Below are 18,473 nucleotides of genomic sequence, written 5' to 3'. Positions count from 1 at the left end.
CCTCATTTCATTTTACACAATCTTGTTCATAAACATAACTTATACGCGATGAATATTGAATTCAAACGCCAGCTCTTGATTTGCTGGAATGAGATATTCGTCATGGACTGGCGCACCCCAGCTGTCGTCACCGCCAACACCCATTTGTCTGCCGGCTACGGTAACTACCGTATAATGCACGTTCGGCAGCTCGTAATGATGGCTGGCACTTTCAAGCTCAAATGCTGTATAAGGCGAAATATTGCATTCTACCGGCTGCGCTGCAGGTGCCGAAATTCGAATGCCGCGACCGTAATCATTCGTAATATTTACACGGCGAACGCCCGTGCGATTACCTGATTCTTGCGGCACGACATAGCCGGATACATTGTCTGCGGCATTGTTGCTGAACTCACAAAGCTTAGCACCAAATGCCCGGTCAATGTAGTTCTCTTCCGGCCCCATGGCATACCAATCCAAATGGCTATAATCTGCGGGAACCTTGAATGATAATGCGAATATTGGCAGCTTCGGCAGCCCTTCCGCTCCATTGTAGCGGGATTTGACGTTCAAGCTACCGTCTGCGTAAACGGTGTAAGCTACGGTGACAAGCACTTCCGAGCTAATAATCAGCTTGTACTGGAAGGTAACGGTTGCACTTCCAGACTGCTCGGTAAGTTCAACTTGAGTGCATTTTCGTGTCAGGCTTGCCGCAAACCATACGCCGGAATCGAAGCCAAGCGAGAAGCCTTTATCATTATCCGTTGTTGCACGCCAGAATAATGGCGCCGGTGGAATAGCAATCATCTCTCTGCCCGCATAATTGACCGATGTGAGCGTGCCTGCCTGCTTCGAGAACATGATGCTGAAGTCGCGACCATGCATGCCAATGTTAACATCACCTTCGACAACTCGAAGCGAACCTTCCGGAAGCACGGCTTCCACACGATTTTCCACTACAAACACAAATTGTCCGAAGGATATCTCATAGCCTGCTTGTGCCCATAAATGATCTTCTTTCAATGTGAGCGCAGCAAGCAGTACGTATTCCCCTTGCTCCGCTGCCTCAGGAAGCTCTAGCTTCACATATGATTCGCTTTGTGCAGCCACATCAACTAATAATGTACTGCGGAATATTTCTTTTCCTTCAAGATGGAGGCAAACAACTAAATCATATGCATCCGTACCCTCGAACAAATTCTCATTCTTAATCGTCACGCCATGGCGATCAGGAATAAGCTTCAAGTTCTGATAAAGAAATTTTACTTCCTGCATCTTCGGTGATTCCTTGCGATCTGCATAAACAATACCATTCGTACAGAAGTTATAATCCGTCGCGCGATCATCGAAGTCTCCACCGTAAGCAAGAAACTCTTTACCATAGCGGTCCTTCTTCACGATGACCTGGTCAATATAGTCCCAAATGAAGCCGCCTTGATACATTGGATACTTTTGTTCAAGCTCCGTGTATTTATGCATGCCGCCTACTGAGTTGCCCATGGCATGCATATATTCACAGCTAATATATGGCTTTTGCGGGTCATCGTTCAAATACGCTTCGATATCAGCGGGCTTAGCATACATCCGGCTCTCCATGTCGCTTGTGTCGTTATATTTGCGGTTATGGAATACACCTTCATAATGAACTAAACGGCTAGGGTCCGTCTCGCGGAAATAATTCGATACGTTCAAGAGCACCTCGCCTGCATAAGCTTCATTGCCCACTGACCAAATCAGAATAGATGGATGGTTCTTATCGCGTTCAACCATGGAAATCGCACGGTCCATCACGATAGGCTGCCATTTCGGCTTGTTTTCCGGGATGTTCCACGAAGGCTCAACTGCGCCCATTTTCTGCCACGAGCCATGCGTCTCCAAATTCATCTCATCGATGACATATACGCCATATATATCACATAGCTCATACCATAACGATTGATTCGGATAATGAGAGGTTCTCACCGCATTCAGATTGTTGCGCTTGAGCGTAGCAATATCCCAAAGCATATCATCCTTCGAAATCGCTCTTCCCTTGCGGCTATTGAATTCATGGCGGTTAACGCCCTTAAATACGATACGCTTGCCGTTTAGATGCATGATTTTATTGATCATTTCAAATTTGCGGAAGCCAACTCTCTGAGGAATCGCTTCAATGAGAATACCTGCTTGATCATAAGCGGTAATATAAAGCATATACAAATAAGGCTTTTCTGCACTCCAAGGGATCACTGCACCTGCATCCAATGAAAGGGTTAAGGATGAACCTTCGACCGAATCAGAGGAAACCGTCGCAACAGTTAAACCGTCTGCATCCTTTAGTTCCATCCTTATTCTCGATGGCTGCTGCCCTTCGAGTTTCATATCTGCTTGAATACTGCCATTAGTATAGTCATCATTTAAATCTGCATGAACAAATAGATCACGGACGTGGATACTTGGAACGGAATACAAATAAACATCACGGAAAATGCCTGAGAAACGCCAGAAGTCCTGATCTTCCAGCCAGCTGCCTGTACTGCGCTGATAAACTTCAACCGCAAGCTTGTTTTCGCCATCCACCAAATAAGGCGATAAATCAAACTCCGCTGGCGTAAAGCTGTCCTCGCTGTATCCAACAAATTTACCGTTCAACCATACATAAAACGCTGACTCTACACCTTGAAACGAAATGTAGACTGGTTTTTGCTGCATATTAACTGGTACCTTAAAATATTTAACGTAGCTGCCGACAGGGTTATGATCCTCCGGAATAGCTGGCGGACGAATATCATGATGACCGTCCCAAGGATACATCGTGTTTACATATTGCGGTTTGCCGTAACCCTGCATTTGGATATGTCCCGGCACGTTTATATCTCCCCAGCTATCGCAAACATAATCCAATTGGTAGAATCGCTCTGGACGATCCTCCGGTTTCACTGCATAGCTGAATTTCCAGCTTCCGTTTAGATCATAGCGAAGTGCCATTTGGTCATCAGCGGCTGCTTCCTCTATTGATTCGTAATAACGATGATCAGAATGTGCTGGCAGCCGGTTCACAGCAAATACGCTTAAATCGGTAAGCCAATTTATCGTCGGTTTCATTTCATTCATTTTATTTTCCCCTTAAATGGATTTAAAAGTCAGGCGGGCTGCGGTGAAACAAGCAGCCCGCCTGACTCTGATTATGCTTATTTTACTGAACCCGTCATCCCTGCTACGAAATGCTTCTGCATTAGGAAGAACACTAGCGCAGTTGGAATCGTGGATATAACGATCGCTGTCATAATAATGCCGTAATCCGGTGAATAGCTCGATCCTAGATTGGATATGAGCATCGGAATTGTTTTCTTCTCCGGCGATTGCAACACAATGAGCGGCCATAAGTAGTTGTTCCAGCTCGACATGAACGTAATAATTCCTGCCGCTGCATAGGTCGTTTTCATTGTAGGCATGAAGATACGGAAGAAAAGACTGATTTCGTTAAGCCCATCAATTCGGCCCGCCTCCAGCAGCTCCCGCGGAAACATCTTCGTGTTCTGACGGAAGAAGAAAATAAGAAACGCTGTAGTAAAGGTCGGAAGGACTACACCAGACAACGTGTCTATGCCGAGAAAGGGTACAGCTTGCGATATTCCTGCAAACATTTGATACAACGGCACCATGATAGCCGCAAAAGGAATCATCATGGATAACAGCAGGATGTTAAATACAACATCCTTTGCTTTGCTCTTATAAATCTCAAAGCCATAACCAGCGAGTGAGGCAATAACCATGGCCAATATGGTTGTTGTGACCGATATTTTTGCCGAGTTCAACAATGCTGGAACAATATCTACCGTCTCAAATAACTGACTTAAATTTTCAAACAGCTGGCTGCCGGGAAGCAATCTTCCTTTCGTTACGTCAGCCGACTTATTCGTAGCGCTGATAATCATCCAAAGAAATGGAAAGATGGACACGAACGCAGCGACACTTAGAAAAATATAAACAAAGATGCGTTTTAATTTATCCATTTTTATCACCTGCCGCTTTAAACTGTACAAATGCCAATATGATGATCATGATGACGATGGAATACGATACGGTTGCAGCATAGCCGAAATCGGACGAATACTTGAATGACAAATTGTAAATATATTGCGAAATGGACATCGACGCATTGCCTGGTCCACCCTTCGTAATATTGACAACTTCATCAAACAGCTGCAAGGTTCCGATCGTTGAAGTAATGGAAGTAAACAATATGATCGGTTTAAGCAATGGCACCGTAATGCCAAAAAACTGTCTCGTAGAGGAGGCGCCATCAATTTTTGCTGCCTCATAAATCGAGTGATCAATATTTTGAAGCGCGGACAAGTAGAAAATCATATTATAGCCAGTCCAGCGCCATGTGATTGCAATGATAACTGTTATTTTCGCCCAGAAAGGGTCTGTGATCCATTGAATCGGTGTCGAGACCAAATGGAGATTAGTCAGCATTTTATTGACCAATCCGTCTGTAGCAAACAAGTATTTAAAAATAACGGAATAAGCAACGAGTGAGGTAACGGCTGGTAAAAAGATTGCCGTACGGAAAAATCCTTTAAATTTCAGCTTGCTGTCATTTAGTAATACAGAAATAAACATAGCCAAAACAATCATAACGGGTACTTGGATGATCAAATAAATAAAAGTGTTTTTAACGGCAGTCAAAAACGTTTTATCGCTGAATAGCCGAACGTAGTTATCAAATCCTGTAAATGATAGATTCATACCTTTACCGGACTTAAATGATAAAATGAGCGCTTGAATCATCGGATAGAAATAGAACGCCGCAATCATAATGACGGCTAGAATAACGAACATCCATCCAGTTAAGTTGGCTCTCGTGCGAATACTCACGCCAGGCCTCGCTGCTTTCACGTTAGCCTAACCCCTTTCTTTACGGAAAAAATAAAACCTTTAGACTCCTCCAGCTCCTGCTGCCGGAAGCCGAACATGCGAATCAGGAGTAGGAGAAGCCCCAGGTTTTATTCACTTGCCGTATGCTCTGATTTATTTAACTTGCGTTTCTGCTTGTGCTTGAGCATCGCTTAACACTTTATCGATTGTTTTGCCGCCTAAGAAATTTTGCATTTCTACAACGAGAATATCTTCAATCGCGTACGTGTGCATGCCGTAGTTCACTTTTGGAATTTTTTCTGTCCATTTAGCGAAATCTTCAATGACCTTTTGTCCGCCGAAAAATTCATCCGCTTGCTTGTAAGCATCGCCAGCAGCTGCTGCTTTAAGCGTACCGATTGCGCCAATCTCTGTTACAAGCTTCTGATAAAGATCTACATCCGAACCAAATGTTTGTTTCAAAAATTCTGCCGCTGCTTCTTTGCCGTCAACGTTCATGACATACCATGAGCTGCCGCCAAGGTTAGAAGCATTTACGGAATTCGGATTGTTCGTTAGTTTAGGGAATGGCACGACTGCCCATTTGCCGGACTGGGATGCTTCAGCCTTAACGGAAGCTGTAATCCAGTTGCCGGTAGGGATCGTTGCTACATCACCGCTGTTGAATCCACCAACAAATTGGCTCCAGTCAGAAATAACCTTCACGATGTCAGCGTTCATAATTTCTTTGTATGTTTCAAAAGCTTCTTTAAGCGCTTCGTTGCCTGCTAAGTTAGGTGTAGTACCGTCTTCCTTCAAGTACCATGAGCCAGCAGATTGGATCATCATGCGAATGAGTCCAAGGTCATTCGGATCTTGTGTAAGAAGTGCTTTGCCTGTTTTGGCTTTCACAGCTTTACCGATCTCGATAAACTTCTTCCAGTCAATATCTTGAAGGTCAGCTAGCTTATAGCCTGCTTCTTCTAAGTAATCTTTTCTTACGTACAAGCCTGCAGCGCCCGTATCAAATGGTACGCCGTATTGCTTGCCATCTAGGCTAGTTGGCCCGATTTTGTAATCGGCAAAGTCGCCTGGCTTAATGAAATCTGTTAATTCGAAAAATGCTTCTGGGTAAGCTTGCAAGAAGCTTTGTGCACGGTAATCTTCAATCAATACGATGGTTGGCAAGCTTTTTGTAGTACCTGCGTTCAAACCAGCATTCAATTTTTGAATAATATCCGCTTGTGCATTTTCAACGATGTTTACTTTTAAAGTGGAATCCGGATTTTTTGCTTTGTAGGCTTCGCTTGCGCGTTCCATAGCACCGATGTTAAAAGCTTTATCCCACGCCCATACTGTAATTTCCTTCGTCCCCTCAGCAGGTTTACCGCCATTGTTAGGAACATTGTTTTCTTTACTAGAACATGCGGTCAGCAGTACGAAGCTGGCCAACATAATTGCAAGTAGTTTTTTCAATTCATTCAACCCCTTGGATACTTATTTGAAAGCGTTTGCCGGCTAACGATTTTAATTATATCAACTCGATAAATTGACCCGTTAGCAATATATTTGTGTGCTTTTGTCATTCTATTGTTACCTTTCCAATCGTTATTATGTAATTGTGACTTATTTTGTTTATTGGTATTTTTTTTAGGCGGATTTGAGCGGAAGCCTAATTTTCACCCGTGTTCCCTCACCGATATCACTTACAATTTCAACGCCAAATTCCTCTCCATAGAGCAATACGATCCGGTCTTGAACGTTTCGAATGCCAATTCCAGAGAAAAAATGGCTGCCGCTGCTCGAGCTGTTGTCCTGATTTTCATGGTCATAATCCTTCATGCCAACCCCATTGTCGACGACTTCAATCACTAATGCATTATCCTCGCGCGAGAAAAGCACATAAATATGTCCATCGTTTCGCTCTTGGAAGGCGTGAAAGAAAGCATTTTCAATAAATGGCTGGATGATGAGCTTCGGTAAATGATACCCATAACAATCATTCGAAACAAAATAATTGACGACAATTTGCTCGCCATAACGAACATGGTTAATGAAAACATAATGTTTTAAATTAACGAGCTCTTGGGCTACACTGATTGTCTCGCTAATGTTGCTTACTGTATTTTGCAAAAGTGAAATAAGTGAATTGATCGTGGCTGCTGCTTTTTCCTTGTTGCCCTGCTGTACTAATATTTTGACGGATGCTAACGTGTTATAAAGAAAATGAGGATTAATTTGCATTTGCAGCGCTGAAAGCTCTGCATTGCGCTGGTCCTTCTGCGTCTGAATCAGCTGCTTAATATAATCATTTAGTTCATCCAACATATAGTTGTAAGCATTTCCGAGCTGCTTAATCTCATAGCTGCCTGTGACGTTAATATAATTATCGAAGTGATTGGCCGTAATACGCGACATTTGTCTAGCGAGCATCGTCAACGATTTCGTCAATCTTCTTGATATAAGAAATACGATAATAAGTGCACTGAAAACAATGGCAATGCAAATAAGCGCGACAGTCTTAAAATCAACCATCTCGCTGAGCACTGCTTGCTTATCGATTAAATTAACGAGGTAAAAATCATAAACCGGCAGATATTGAGAGAGCACCAAGTTGCTTTTCCCCATCACGCTTACATCTTTAAAATCTAATTTTTGCTCGTCAATTTCTTTGGCGTAACCGAGCAGAGCGTCTTCTTGTTTTCCTATAAGCTCATGACGATTGCTCGAAACGACCAAACCAGATCGATCTAATATAACGACATCATTGCCTCTGCTTGTGAAGCTTGAATAGAACCGTTTAAATTCACTTTCCTTTATTGCAAAATAAACAATGCCGTATTTTTTCGCACTCGTTTTTTCCATAAGTGCCCTTGATGCAACAATGATCGGATCTTCTGCAGAGGAGTCTGCCATGTTCTCCATATCCAACTGATAGATTAACCGTTTTGGCGCGACTAGCGTATTCTCGGTTAAGCGGCTGTTTCTTAGCTTCTCCAAGGAGCTCGGCCAATAATAGCTGTCTGTCGAATGGCTTTTGCCATTTATCCCTGTGATCGTAATGGTGACGGGGTACGCAGCGACATTGGACTGAATCCGTTTCATTTGCATACTGGCCTCATAATAACTGCCAACCGACGTAATAGCGTTTTTATCCGGCTTTGTGAGGAAACCTTTTATCGAACCATTTTGCAGCACATTATTGGAGGCGGTGACGATCGAATAGTTGAAGGATTCAAAATTCGCTTTAATTTGACTAATGATTTTGGAATTTGTAATGCTGAAGGTATTCATGAACAGCTTCTCTGACATTTGTATCATGACGGTAGAGGTTAGCAGCGATACCGCAATGATGCTTACAAGCGTAACCGTAAACATTTTTATAAATAGGCCGTGATATTTAAATTTGTCCAAAAAAACTCTCATAACCTAATCCCTCTTCTTGCCCAAGTATTGTTTTCTATAATGACTAGGCGACAGACCTGTCAGCTTCTTAAATACTTTCGTGAAATAACTGTGATCTGAATAACCAACCATGCCGCTAATCTCAGATATGGACGCAGCGTCTTGCTGCAGCAGCTCAGCCGCTTTCTCCACTCTGATTTTATTCAAATATTCACTAAAGCCTTCTTTATTATGCGCGGTGAAATAACTAGACAAATACGATGGATTAAAATGAAAATGCTTGGCGATCTCCGTCAGACTAAGCGGCTCAGCATAGTTCTCCCGAATAAATTGCAGCAGCAGCGTCATATTCGGATTGCTGCTTGCGGCTCCTCTCACCTGAACCACGTCATTCACTTCGTTAATAAACGCTTGTAAGATCGCAGCTGCCTCGTTAACATGAGATGATTCACCTATGGATTTGAAATAGGCATACTTCGTTTCATCTAGTTTTTTCATCGCGGGGTCCAGGCGGCCCAGTAAAATCGTTATATTGAAAATGACATTGCCTAAGAAGGACTTAAACTCGAAAACATCGGTTTTATATTGGCTTGAACAGCTATTCACATAATTGAGCAGCTCGCCAAACGCTTCATCGAACTGCCGTCTGTTCAAAAGCTCTGTAAATTGATTCATGTTGAAGACATCAATTTCATCCGAGGTTTTTGGAAGCTCGCCATGTACGATCAAACGATTGGCGGACGGAAGAAAGTAACGGTAGGAGTTTAATTTCAGAAAACTGTTCTTGTAGTTCGAGCCAAGCTGTCTCAAATCATCAAATGTCTCACCGATCGTCCATCCAATCTCATTCAGCCGCTCTCCCGACCAAGCAGCAAGTTCTCTGCCGGCTCTTACCAAGCTATGCTGCTCGCTTTGATCCATATTGACAAGTAGCGTAGCCATATTAGGTTCTACCGGCAGTGCAAAATAAACCGCCTGCGGACATTCGCTGCTGAGCACCGCTTTCATTTTGTCGACCCAATAGGAATCATCATATCTTTCTCTGCTCATGCTGTTCAGAGACTTCAAATCTGCCCCAATCAGCCGATAGCTGTTATGAGGAAATGCTTCTGCAAGGACATGGTCATCCACATCGATTTCGTAACCGGACATTAGCTTCTCAACAATATGTTTAACGGATAAAGCCTCGTTAGTTGATTCCATTAGCTTCAGAGACGGAATTTTTTGCGCCGTTCGTTTCACCGTGTCTAATAGCTGAATAGCTTCAAGCTTAGGTTTTAAAATATAGTCAACTACGCCGCTTTGAAAGGTCGATCTCACATAATCAAACTCGCCATAACTGCTCAATATGATGACTTCAATCTCTGGATATCTTGCCTTTATTGCACGAGTTAACTCTTCTCCGCCCATAACAGGCATAACGATATCCGTGATCACAATATGAGGCTCGACGCGCTCAATCAGCTCAAGCGCTTCTTTTCCATTGGATGCCTCTCCAACAATCTGGAAGCCCTCCTGCTCCCAATTTAACAGATGCTTAATTCCCTGCCTGACTAATAGTTCGTCATCTACAATAACAACACGACATGAAATTTCCATTCGTAAACCTCCGCCATCCCCGTCATTTTTTCTGTCAAATAAGAAGGCAATCATTCATAATAGATGCGAATAACAATATCTTGGTCATAATTCCCGAAACCTTTTCCATAAAGGGTGAGACCGCCGCGGCCCTGCGACGTATCATCCGCACTTATGCGGAATGTCCACTGCGAACGATTCCATGATACATCATCAATCGTCATATCAGAAATTTGCTGACCATCGATAAAGGAACCTTTTTTATTTATTCGAAGCACCTTTAATAGGCCATACTGATTAACGTCAGAATGCCACCAATCTGGTGAATAACGGCCTCTCATCCGGCCAAAGTCGCCAGGACTCGTCCACATGCCAAGCTTTTGCTCATTCAGAGTAAATTGAATATCTGACGGCCAATTCTCATTGACATAGGGTGCCTCTGATCCAATTTCAAATGATATTTCAATTTCCTGTACGACCTGATCCTTAAATAAATAATTAGGAATTTTGTATTCAACAAAACCTCTAGTGAACCATAAAATCCCTGCTTGAACACGCTCAGGGTCCATAAAATAAGCGGGCATGTCATAATGCCCGATCATCTTCTCCGTCGATGCAATGCCGCAGGTCGGAGCGGCTTCAATATCCGTATAATGACCAACCGGCATGGATACTTCCTTATATTTTGTAGAACTCTCTGCATATTTAGACAGTTTAACTTGGAGATACTCCGTCGACAAGGAGCAATATTTATAAGTCCCTCCATTTATTCTGCGCATCCTATAACTAACTAGGCCGGCATTTTGCAGCTTGTTGACGTGGGTGCTTACAATTGCACTGCTCAAATACAGCTCTGCAGCAAGCTCCTTTATATGCATCTCTTTGTTGTTCAGCAAATCAATAATTTGCAAGCGCACTTCGCTCGCAAGCGCTTCGTATACACGCAGCGAAGCTGCATCGGTTGATAAATACATGTGAAACTCACCTGCTTTTACAATTAGTAATTTAGTTAATCCTAAAGCAATTCACAACAATCGTATTGAATGTATTTATTTATTATGATAAATATTAGATATTAAATCAACAAATATGAATTAGTTAATACATTAATTCAACTAGGAGGAAAATTATTCATGTCTATGAAATCTACCATGCATATTGATAAAAACTTCACACTTTCCGCAGTCGACCCACGGCTCTATGGATCATTCATTGAGCACTTAGGCAGAGCGGTATACGGGGGAATTTACGAGCCCGGCCATCCTAACGCAGATGTGAACGGCTTCCGCAGCGATGCGTTGGAGGCCATTCGCTCTTTGAATGTGCCAATTATACGTTATCCAGGAGGAAATTTTGTATCCGGCTATAATTGGGAGGATGGCGTCGGGCCTAAATCCGAACGCAAGCGTCTTCTTGATCTTGCATGGTGGACAACAGAAACGAATGAAGTAGGAACAAACGAATTTGCAGATTGGGCGAAGCTTGTCGGCTCAGAAGTGATGATGGCTGTAAATCTTGGAACACGCGGCATTGATGCGGCTAGAAACCTTGTTGAATATTGTAACCATCCATCAGGGTCTTACTACAGCGATCTTCGCATTTCACATGGCTATAAAGAGCCTCATAAATTTAAAACATGGTGCTTAGGGAATGAGATGGACGGACCTTGGCAAATCGGGGCAAAAACTGCAGTGGAATATGGAAGACTTGCGAATGAAACGGCCAAAGCAATGCGCTGGGTCGATCCATCCATCGAGCTTGTTGCTTGTGGCAGCTCTTCCAGCGGCATGAGCACTTTCGCGGAGTGGGAAGCAACCGTGCTTGACCTTACTTATGATCAAGTGGACTTCCTATCGCTTCATACGTATTACAACAATAACGAAAACGATTCCTCCAACTTCTTGGCAAAATCGCTTGATATGGATCAGTTCATTTACAGCGTAACAGCCATTTGCGATTATATGAAGGCAAAGAAACGGAGCAAGAAAAAGCTGATGCTCTCGCTTGATGAGTGGAATGTATGGAACTCGATCGGCACAAGCCGAGCAGAAGAGCTTTGGCAAGTAGCTCCACCTGAATTCGAGGATGTGTATACACTTGAGGATGCACTGGCTGTAGGCTGTTTCCTGATTACGCTGCTCAAACACGCAGACCGCGTAAAAATGGCATGTATTGCTCAACTGATTAATGTCATCGCTCCAATAATGACAGAGACCGGCGGGCCATTATGGCTGCAAACGACCTATTATCCTTATCTTCACGCTTCCGTCTATGGAAGAGGAACCGTGCTTCATCCGATTATTTCATCACCGAAATACGATTCCAAGGACTTCACTGACGTTCCTTATTTAGAAGCAATCAGCGTTTTCAATGAGGAGCTAGGTGAAATTACTATTTTCGCCGTCAATCGTCATTTGTCCGAAGGACTTGAGCTTGATGTAGATGTGCGCAGCTTCGGCGATGTAAGCATTATCGAGCATATCGTTCTGGAGCATGATGACTTGAAAGCAAATAATACGAAAACGAACCCAAGCAACGTCGTACCTCATAACCGCGGCACTGCCAAAGCTGATAATGGAAACGTTAAAGCGATGCTCGGCAAAGCATCTTGGAACGTGATCAGACTTCAAAATAATAGAGGTTAATTCTGCCTCTCAGAATGATAGAAAGTATACTAAAAAAACCGCTGAAGCTATAGCTTCAGCGGTTTTTTTCTAGTGCTATTGAATATGAAGCATTCGCATTCGCATAGCTCCAGCTGGCGTCTCAACCGATATAATATCTTCTATGCGGCTCATCAGCAGCTGTCTTCCGACAGGAGAGAGGAACGAAATGTTATTCTGCTCCGGATCTGCGTCATGGGGATAAACAATTTTGAACGTATCTGAGGTAGCGTCATCCAAATAAGAAATGGTAACCTCGCAGCCTATAAATACGGTTGATGGCAATCGCTCATCCGATGATTTCAGCTCTTTCTCGACAAACTGTACATATTCGGTAATAAATTGATAGATTTGCTTACGCTCTGACTCCTGTTTGGGCGCATGTGCATCAAGAAAAGCTTGCTTCTCTTCACCCAAAACTACGAGCTGAAGCCTTAGTTGATCTCTAAGGGTATCTAAGGGGAGACTATGGTTCATAGTATACTTCACCCCCTAAAGACGTATTGCGCAGCGGCAAGGTTTGGACGATGATTCGCATCATTTGCTGCTTCCTCCTTATAAAAATATAGGCCTCTAAGAGTAGAGGCCTTGCTCCCATATTATCAGACTTCAATCAGAAGTCCAATCTCTAGTTTTTTTTGATCGAACCATTGAATTAACCTAGCGCTTCTCTATCCTCATTTGTCTCGCAAGGCAGTGGCACAAGCATTGTATAAGGGAGTTTCATATTGTATAGAAGACTACTAGGAAAGGAGCTGACAATATTGTCTTGCAGACCATTTTGTCCGACAGTCCGGGTATATGATCCTCCAGTAACGGTTACCAGAGATGTTTTCCATCCACAAATCGTAGAGGTAGTTCACCAAGTAAACGTTGTTACACGTCATCACTGTGTTCCTTGTGAAAAACACCTTTATCAATACTGCTATGTTGATGAAAATCAAGTAGGTGGCGAACAAGAAAACAGATCAAACCGTTCGCATAAACGCCATAAAAGCGAGAGATCCTATATTTCGAGAGCAAAAAAGAAAAAATCAAAAAAATAGTTGAAAGACAAAGAGAGCCTTCTTTCAGAGGCTCTCTCTTAGTTCACTTTTACATAGAAATGCGTATTTAAGGTGTTGTAGCATCATCGTTTGTTATGGCATCATCCGTCGTATCAGGGGTGTTATTGGCGCCGTCTTCAATCACGTTGCTGTTGCCATTGTTATTAACATCCTTATCATTATTGCAAGCGGAAGCGGTGAAAATAACAACGATGCTCATCATCGTTATCAAAAGCAATTTATTAAGTTTTTTTGTAGGTTTATTCATGCTCAGTGCTCCCTTCAGCTTCGTTTTATGAGTATTCTTAAATAATACTTACCCCGCAGAAAATAATTGAATCAACAAAAAAAGACCGGAATCGGTCTCTTTTCTTTGAAATCGCCTATGAAAACGATAGAGAGTCAATAAAATGATCCTTTGCGCATCTCAGTAAAATGAAATAATCCAGATCGATGATTCGATTCTCTTACCTTGTCGATCATTTCGCACAAGCTTACCATCGTATCCGTATCTCTTGTTGATGAAGCGATCTGATACAGCGTGTTAAAGCTTCCTAATGCATTCTCTTTATTAACTGCCCCGCTCTTCAAATTACTTAACACTCGTTCGCTCTCACTGTTAATGAACCAAACTATCCGCTTTCTGAAATTCGAATTAGTCATGAGCAACCCTCCGCTGTCAATAAAATAGCACCTGTTTAGTATAGCTTCATGAATAATAAAACGTTGTCGAAGTAAGAAGTCGAAAAAAAATATTTCACAACAAAAATCCCGCTCCTTCACGGTTAGTGAGAAGAGCAGGAATATTGTCATGCTACTATAAGCATATATTCGTTCTAAATGATGTATGGATTCGCTCCTTCAAACAAAAATAATTATATAAATTTATAGCTAACAAAAGCGAGCTCGCGGCTATCCGGCGACCAAGAGTTCACATTGATTGTGCCCTGACCGCCAAATAATTCAGCAATGACAGCATGTGGTCCGCCTTTGCTTGGCATTAGACGAATTTCAACATCTTTATTGGCAGGATGATCGTTCGGCTCAACATCACCCTTGCGGTAAGTAATATAAGCAACGGATTCACCATCGGGAGACACATGTGGAAACCAATTATTGCTCTCATCAAATGTCATTTGAGTCTGCTCGCTTCCATCGACGTTCATGCGCCATACTTGCATCAAGCCAGATCTTGTCGAATTGAACCAAATATGTAGGCCGTCCGGCGAATATTCCGGTCCATCATCTAGACCAGTCGTATCGGTCAGCTGTGCTTCAATCCCGCCGTGAGCCGGTATCGTATAAATGTTGTACTGACCATTCCTTTCTGCACAGTAAGCGAGCGAGGCGCCGTCAGGAGACCAACCGTGCAAATAGCTTGGTGCTAACGGTGTAATTAGGGCAGGCAAACCTTCAGATAATGAAAATATATAAATTCGTGATTTTCCATCTTCCTGCGTATGATGGCTTACCGCTAATTGTGTATTGTCAGGTGACAATACATGATCATTGTTGCAATGATTGGCATACCCCGATTCGATCAGCTTGCTTTCCCCAGTTGCTAGCTCAAAGGTGTAGAGCAAACCTCCGCTGTTATAAATAAGATGGTTGCCGTCTTTGGTCCAGTTTGGCGCTTCAATTAAATGATTAAATTCAGCCAAAACTTTGCGTTCGCCAGTTTTCACATCGATCTTTTCAAGCAAACTGACTAATGTGCGCTCTTCATTATTTCGGGATTCTTGTGCAGCTTCCATCTCATATCTACCGCCTTATATAAGTATAATTTCTAAAATCTGCATTCACTTCTATCACGGCATCCCTTTTGTGAACACGTGTTTATATATGTTAAAAAATAAATCCTATTTCTTAAATAGGACTTATTTCTATGTTGTTTTGAACATTATGAACACGCGTTAACAGGTACATCATACACAAAACGTGAAATCGCTGTCAATCCTTTTTACTCTCAAACGCCTTATTTCATTACATCATCTTTCTCTTGCGTCTTCTTATATTCCAAATAACGCATAATGGCCACAGGCAAATTCAAAACACCCATTGCCATCATACTGTATATCGGCCATAAGTCTTGGAAAGTAGGCATATGAACGCCGTTGCCAACAGGTCCGGTTTTGGGCTGACTCGCATCCCATAGCGCGTACCAAAGAAAACACACTGACATTACGATTATAAGAACACATGTGACAATGTAAATTACATGCCTAGTCATACCGTCATTTTCTCGCCTGGTTTCAGAACTTTTCCGTTAATCCCTCTGTCTTGCAGCTGCTGCACGAAGCTTTCAGCCTCTTGGCGAATGACAGGAAAAGTATTGTAATGTACAGGCACAACCAGCTTCGCGTTATACCATATTGCCGCTTGCAGCGCATCATCTATCCCCATCGTATAATGATCGCCAATCGGAATAAAAGCGATATCGATCGAATGACGGTCACCAATCATTTTCATATCGCCAAATAAAGCGGTATCACCTGTATGAAGAACATTTAGTTGTTCCATATTTACAATGTAACCGGCAGGCATGCCACCGTACAAAATGGTTTTGTCCTCTTCGACAACGATCCCTGAGGAATGGAACGCTTGTACCATTTTAGCTTTGGCAAATCCCAAATCTAACGTTCCGCCAATGTTCATGCCGATCGTTTTTACACCCTTCCATGACATATAAGCCGCGAGCTCCGGGTTCGCCACAACAGGAGCATCATTGTTTAATGCAATCTGATCCGCATCTAAAATATGGTCCATATGAGCATGAGTGAGGAGTACGGCATCCGTCTTTATCTCCTCCGCTTTCGTAGTAGCAAGCGGATTGCCTCTCAGAAAGGGATCGATAATAAGCGATTTATCCCCCGCGATCAATTGAATACAAGAGTGTCCATGATAAATAATATCCATAAAAACATCATCCTCCTTCGTTTTAGTTGAAAGCTTGGGCTTGCTTTACGTCTCATTATATCGTTATTCTTTTACGCGTGCGATCACTCGTGCTATGGATGAGTCCGCTTGAATAAGGAGCGGCAATGCTATAATTTCAAAAGCTTGAATGCCAATCAGCCGCTTCACATTCGCTAAATTTTCTATAATAAAAATATTGCTGCCAAACAAGCTTTTATGAATCGAAAAAGGATAGCGATCAGGCGAAGGTGTATCTAAACCGATCATTTTCACCTTTTTTCGAATAAGCAAATCAACAAAATCGGCGGTCAAAACCGGATAATCGCTGAAATAATAAGGTTTCCCATAAAAATCGCCGTGCCCAGTATGTAAAATAACGATCTGTCCCTCATGAATACGTGTTTCGTACTCTTCTTTGTAATCGACTACTGCAGCTCCAGTTACATCCAGCAGCACGCCATCTCCAACAAATTGCTCGACTGAGGTTTCTGTCATATATTTCTGAATGTCCAATAAGTGCATCGGGCCGTCGATATGAGTGCCTGCATGCATATTAATCGATAATTGGTGGTTATTGTACCCATCACTTTGAAAATGACTGCTTTGCACCAGAGTCGTCTCTTTGTGCCCCGGAAATACCGGCATCCCTTCATGAATCATATGCGTCAAGTCTATGATCATACTGCCACATCCTCCTGCATGAATTGTCTTTATCTTACATAAAAACTATATCATATCAGAGTTGATTACGAAAATGAGCTTTAACGGCAGGGAGAGAAAAAATCCAAATTGGACTTGGCGTAGAATTGATTTGATTTAGAACAAATAACGAGGAGAGTGAAGCATAAGCTTGAGGTTTATTGTTATATTGTTAAATTGAAGTTTGCAGGTGTGAAGCTTTAATGCCCAGCGATATTTTCATAACCAATTGTTTCAATTGCTTCTGCTGAAGCACGGCTTCCTTAACAAAAAAAGCTTCATCACGAATCAATGCTGCAAGTGTATCCATCGCTGCTTTGGCTGCAAGGAACTCATCTTCAAGCAAATAATAAGCCGCTTGATAGGCATATGTTTCATGCTGCTTCAGGATGGATGCTTTCCATTGCAGCTCACCATTTCTTATTACTGTCGTATTCACAGCAACTATTCACCCTCCTGAAGTACCTTTTCCACGCGTTGTATGGATAAATTAACTATACACAACACCCCACCATCCACCTAGTACCATGTTTCTGTAGTACTTGACAAACGTGAAGGAAGATTAAAAAAAGGATGGCCCCTTCAAATAAGGAGCCATCCGCTTAAAATCTATTATGCATTAAGCCAAAGGCACCCGCTTAGCTAAGCTTTCAAACTTAATCAAATGCGTGTTTACTTGTGATTGAATGCCTTGTAAATATTTAAGTGTCGCTTTGTTCTGTTTTACCAAAGAAGGGTTTTCGTTGAATGCGACAGCGTAATGCTTCATCACTTTGCCCTTCATAAACTGAATGGTTGAGAAAGTACCATTTTTCCATGCTTCCTTCATCTTCACATTCGTACCGATCACTTGAAGATTCATCGTTGCATCTTTGTAGTTAAAGCTATATGCTGGCTCATCTTTCACATGCAATACGGAATATCCTGCTGTGAATTTGTCATTCGTAAACTGACCGAATTGGATCTTATGAGATTGTACACTGCCATCCGAGCGGATAATCTTCGTATTCAATGAACCATTGCCTGATTTAATATCGTTTTTCCAAGCGCCATCGTATGTAATTTCTGTGCCTTCGCTTGTAGATCTGCTCACAAATTTACCAAGCCCGCTTCGTTTGCCGTCCACCCAATCACCTGAATACGTTTTTGTTTGGTACCAGGACATTGTTCCCTTTCCATGCGGTTTGCCGTTTTTCAATTGTCCGTAATAGACGACGTTTTTTGAAATTTCAAGATACTCTTTTTTGACAGCGGCTTCTGCGGTGGTTCCTCCACTTGTTCCTGCAATAACAACGGCTACCAGAAACAAACTTAGCATAAGTGAACACATTTTTTTCATTGAACA

At 42.4% G+C, this 18,473-nt stretch carries 17 protein-coding genes; 1 reads left to right on the top strand and 16 read right to left on the bottom strand.

The features are described 5' to 3' along the window. Positions 1–39 precede the first annotated feature (39 nt). The 7 genes from MHH56_RS12215 to MHH56_RS12185 form a co-directional block, all read right to left on the bottom strand. Complete coding sequence (locus MHH56_RS12215; protein ID WP_339208506.1) at positions 40–3,072, bottom strand: glycoside hydrolase family 2 TIM barrel-domain containing protein; 3,033 nt, start codon at positions 3,070–3,072, stop codon at positions 40–42. A 77-nt stretch (positions 3,073–3,149) separates the two neighbouring features. Further along, complete coding sequence (locus tag MHH56_RS12210; protein WP_076270107.1) at positions 3,150–3,974, bottom strand: carbohydrate ABC transporter permease; 825 nt, start codon at positions 3,972–3,974, stop codon at positions 3,150–3,152. After that, positions 3,967–4,863: a sugar ABC transporter permease gene (locus MHH56_RS12205; protein WP_076270108.1), complete on the bottom strand. Its 897-nt coding sequence runs from the start codon at positions 4,861–4,863 to the stop codon at positions 3,967–3,969. The genes MHH56_RS12210 and MHH56_RS12205 overlap by 8 nt, the downstream gene beginning before the upstream one ends. 132 nt (positions 4,864–4,995) lie before the next feature. Continuing rightward, positions 4,996–6,297 (bottom strand): extracellular solute-binding protein, encoded by a 1,302-nt coding sequence (locus MHH56_RS12200; RefSeq protein WP_339208504.1) that lies wholly within the window; start codon positions 6,295–6,297, stop codon positions 4,996–4,998. 174 nt (positions 6,298–6,471) lie between these two features. Beyond that, complete coding sequence (locus MHH56_RS12195; protein WP_339208503.1) at positions 6,472–8,247, bottom strand: sensor histidine kinase; 1,776 nt, start codon at positions 8,245–8,247, stop codon at positions 6,472–6,474. 3 nt (positions 8,248–8,250) lie between these two features. Next, entirely contained in the window at positions 8,251–9,825 is a 1,575-nt protein-coding gene (locus MHH56_RS12190) for a response regulator transcription factor (protein ID WP_339208502.1), read from the bottom strand. A gap of 50 nt (positions 9,826–9,875) precedes the next feature. Continuing rightward, the gene (locus MHH56_RS12185; protein ID WP_339208501.1) at positions 9,876–10,778 is read right to left on the bottom strand and encodes an ArsR family transcriptional regulator; all 903 of its coding nucleotides are present in this window, start codon (positions 10,776–10,778) and stop codon (positions 9,876–9,878) included. 159 nt (positions 10,779–10,937) lie between these two features. Between MHH56_RS12185 and MHH56_RS12180 the strand changes: the two genes are divergently transcribed. Beyond that, entirely contained in the window at positions 10,938–12,449 is a 1,512-nt protein-coding gene (locus MHH56_RS12180) for an alpha-N-arabinofuranosidase (RefSeq protein WP_339208500.1), read from the top strand. Positions 12,450–12,524: 75 nt separating this feature from the next. On the opposite strand, the gene MHH56_RS12175 is transcribed toward MHH56_RS12180, so the two are convergent. The 9 genes from MHH56_RS12175 to MHH56_RS12135 all read right to left on the bottom strand — a co-directional run bounded on the left by MHH56_RS12175 (position 12,525) and on the right by MHH56_RS12135 (position 18,467). Continuing rightward, positions 12,525–12,944 (bottom strand): GreA/GreB family elongation factor, encoded by a 420-nt coding sequence (locus MHH56_RS12175; protein WP_076270114.1) that lies wholly within the window; start codon positions 12,942–12,944, stop codon positions 12,525–12,527. A 636-nt stretch (positions 12,945–13,580) separates the two neighbouring features. Continuing rightward, entirely contained in the window at positions 13,581–13,781 is a 201-nt protein-coding gene (locus tag MHH56_RS12170; protein WP_339208498.1) for a hypothetical protein, read from the bottom strand. A gap of 134 nt (positions 13,782–13,915) precedes the next feature. Beyond that, positions 13,916–14,176: a hypothetical protein gene (locus tag MHH56_RS12165; RefSeq protein WP_076270117.1), complete on the bottom strand. Its 261-nt coding sequence runs from the start codon at positions 14,174–14,176 to the stop codon at positions 13,916–13,918. A 212-nt stretch (positions 14,177–14,388) separates the two neighbouring features. Then, a complete protein-coding gene (locus tag MHH56_RS12160; RefSeq protein WP_339208496.1) occupies positions 14,389–15,267 on the bottom strand; it encodes a transporter in 879 nt (292 codons plus the stop codon). A 221-nt stretch (positions 15,268–15,488) separates the two neighbouring features. Beyond that, positions 15,489–15,695, bottom strand: a complete 207-nt coding sequence (locus MHH56_RS12155; RefSeq protein ID WP_339208495.1) for a hypothetical protein — start codon at positions 15,693–15,695, stop codon at positions 15,489–15,491. A gap of 44 nt (positions 15,696–15,739) precedes the next feature. Beyond that, the gene (locus tag MHH56_RS12150) at positions 15,740–16,429 is read right to left on the bottom strand and encodes a metal-dependent hydrolase (protein WP_339208493.1); all 690 of its coding nucleotides are present in this window, start codon (positions 16,427–16,429) and stop codon (positions 15,740–15,742) included. A 63-nt stretch (positions 16,430–16,492) separates the two neighbouring features. Next, complete coding sequence (locus tag MHH56_RS12145; RefSeq protein WP_339208492.1) at positions 16,493–17,110, bottom strand: cyclase family protein; 618 nt, start codon at positions 17,108–17,110, stop codon at positions 16,493–16,495. Between the two features lie 190 nt (positions 17,111–17,300). Continuing rightward, the gene (locus MHH56_RS12140; RefSeq protein WP_339208490.1) at positions 17,301–17,567 is read right to left on the bottom strand and encodes a hypothetical protein; all 267 of its coding nucleotides are present in this window, start codon (positions 17,565–17,567) and stop codon (positions 17,301–17,303) included. A gap of 180 nt (positions 17,568–17,747) precedes the next feature. Continuing rightward, positions 17,748–18,467 (bottom strand): hypothetical protein, encoded by a 720-nt coding sequence (locus MHH56_RS12135; protein ID WP_339208489.1) that lies wholly within the window; start codon positions 18,465–18,467, stop codon positions 17,748–17,750. Positions 18,468–18,473: the final 6 nt, after the last annotated feature.

The organism is Paenibacillus sp. FSL K6-3182, from assembly GCF_037976325.1.
Lineage (GTDB): Bacteria > Bacillota > Bacilli > Paenibacillales > Paenibacillaceae > Pristimantibacillus.
Note: the sequence above shows the minus strand (reverse complement) of the source record. Positions and strands in the feature narration are given on the sequence as shown.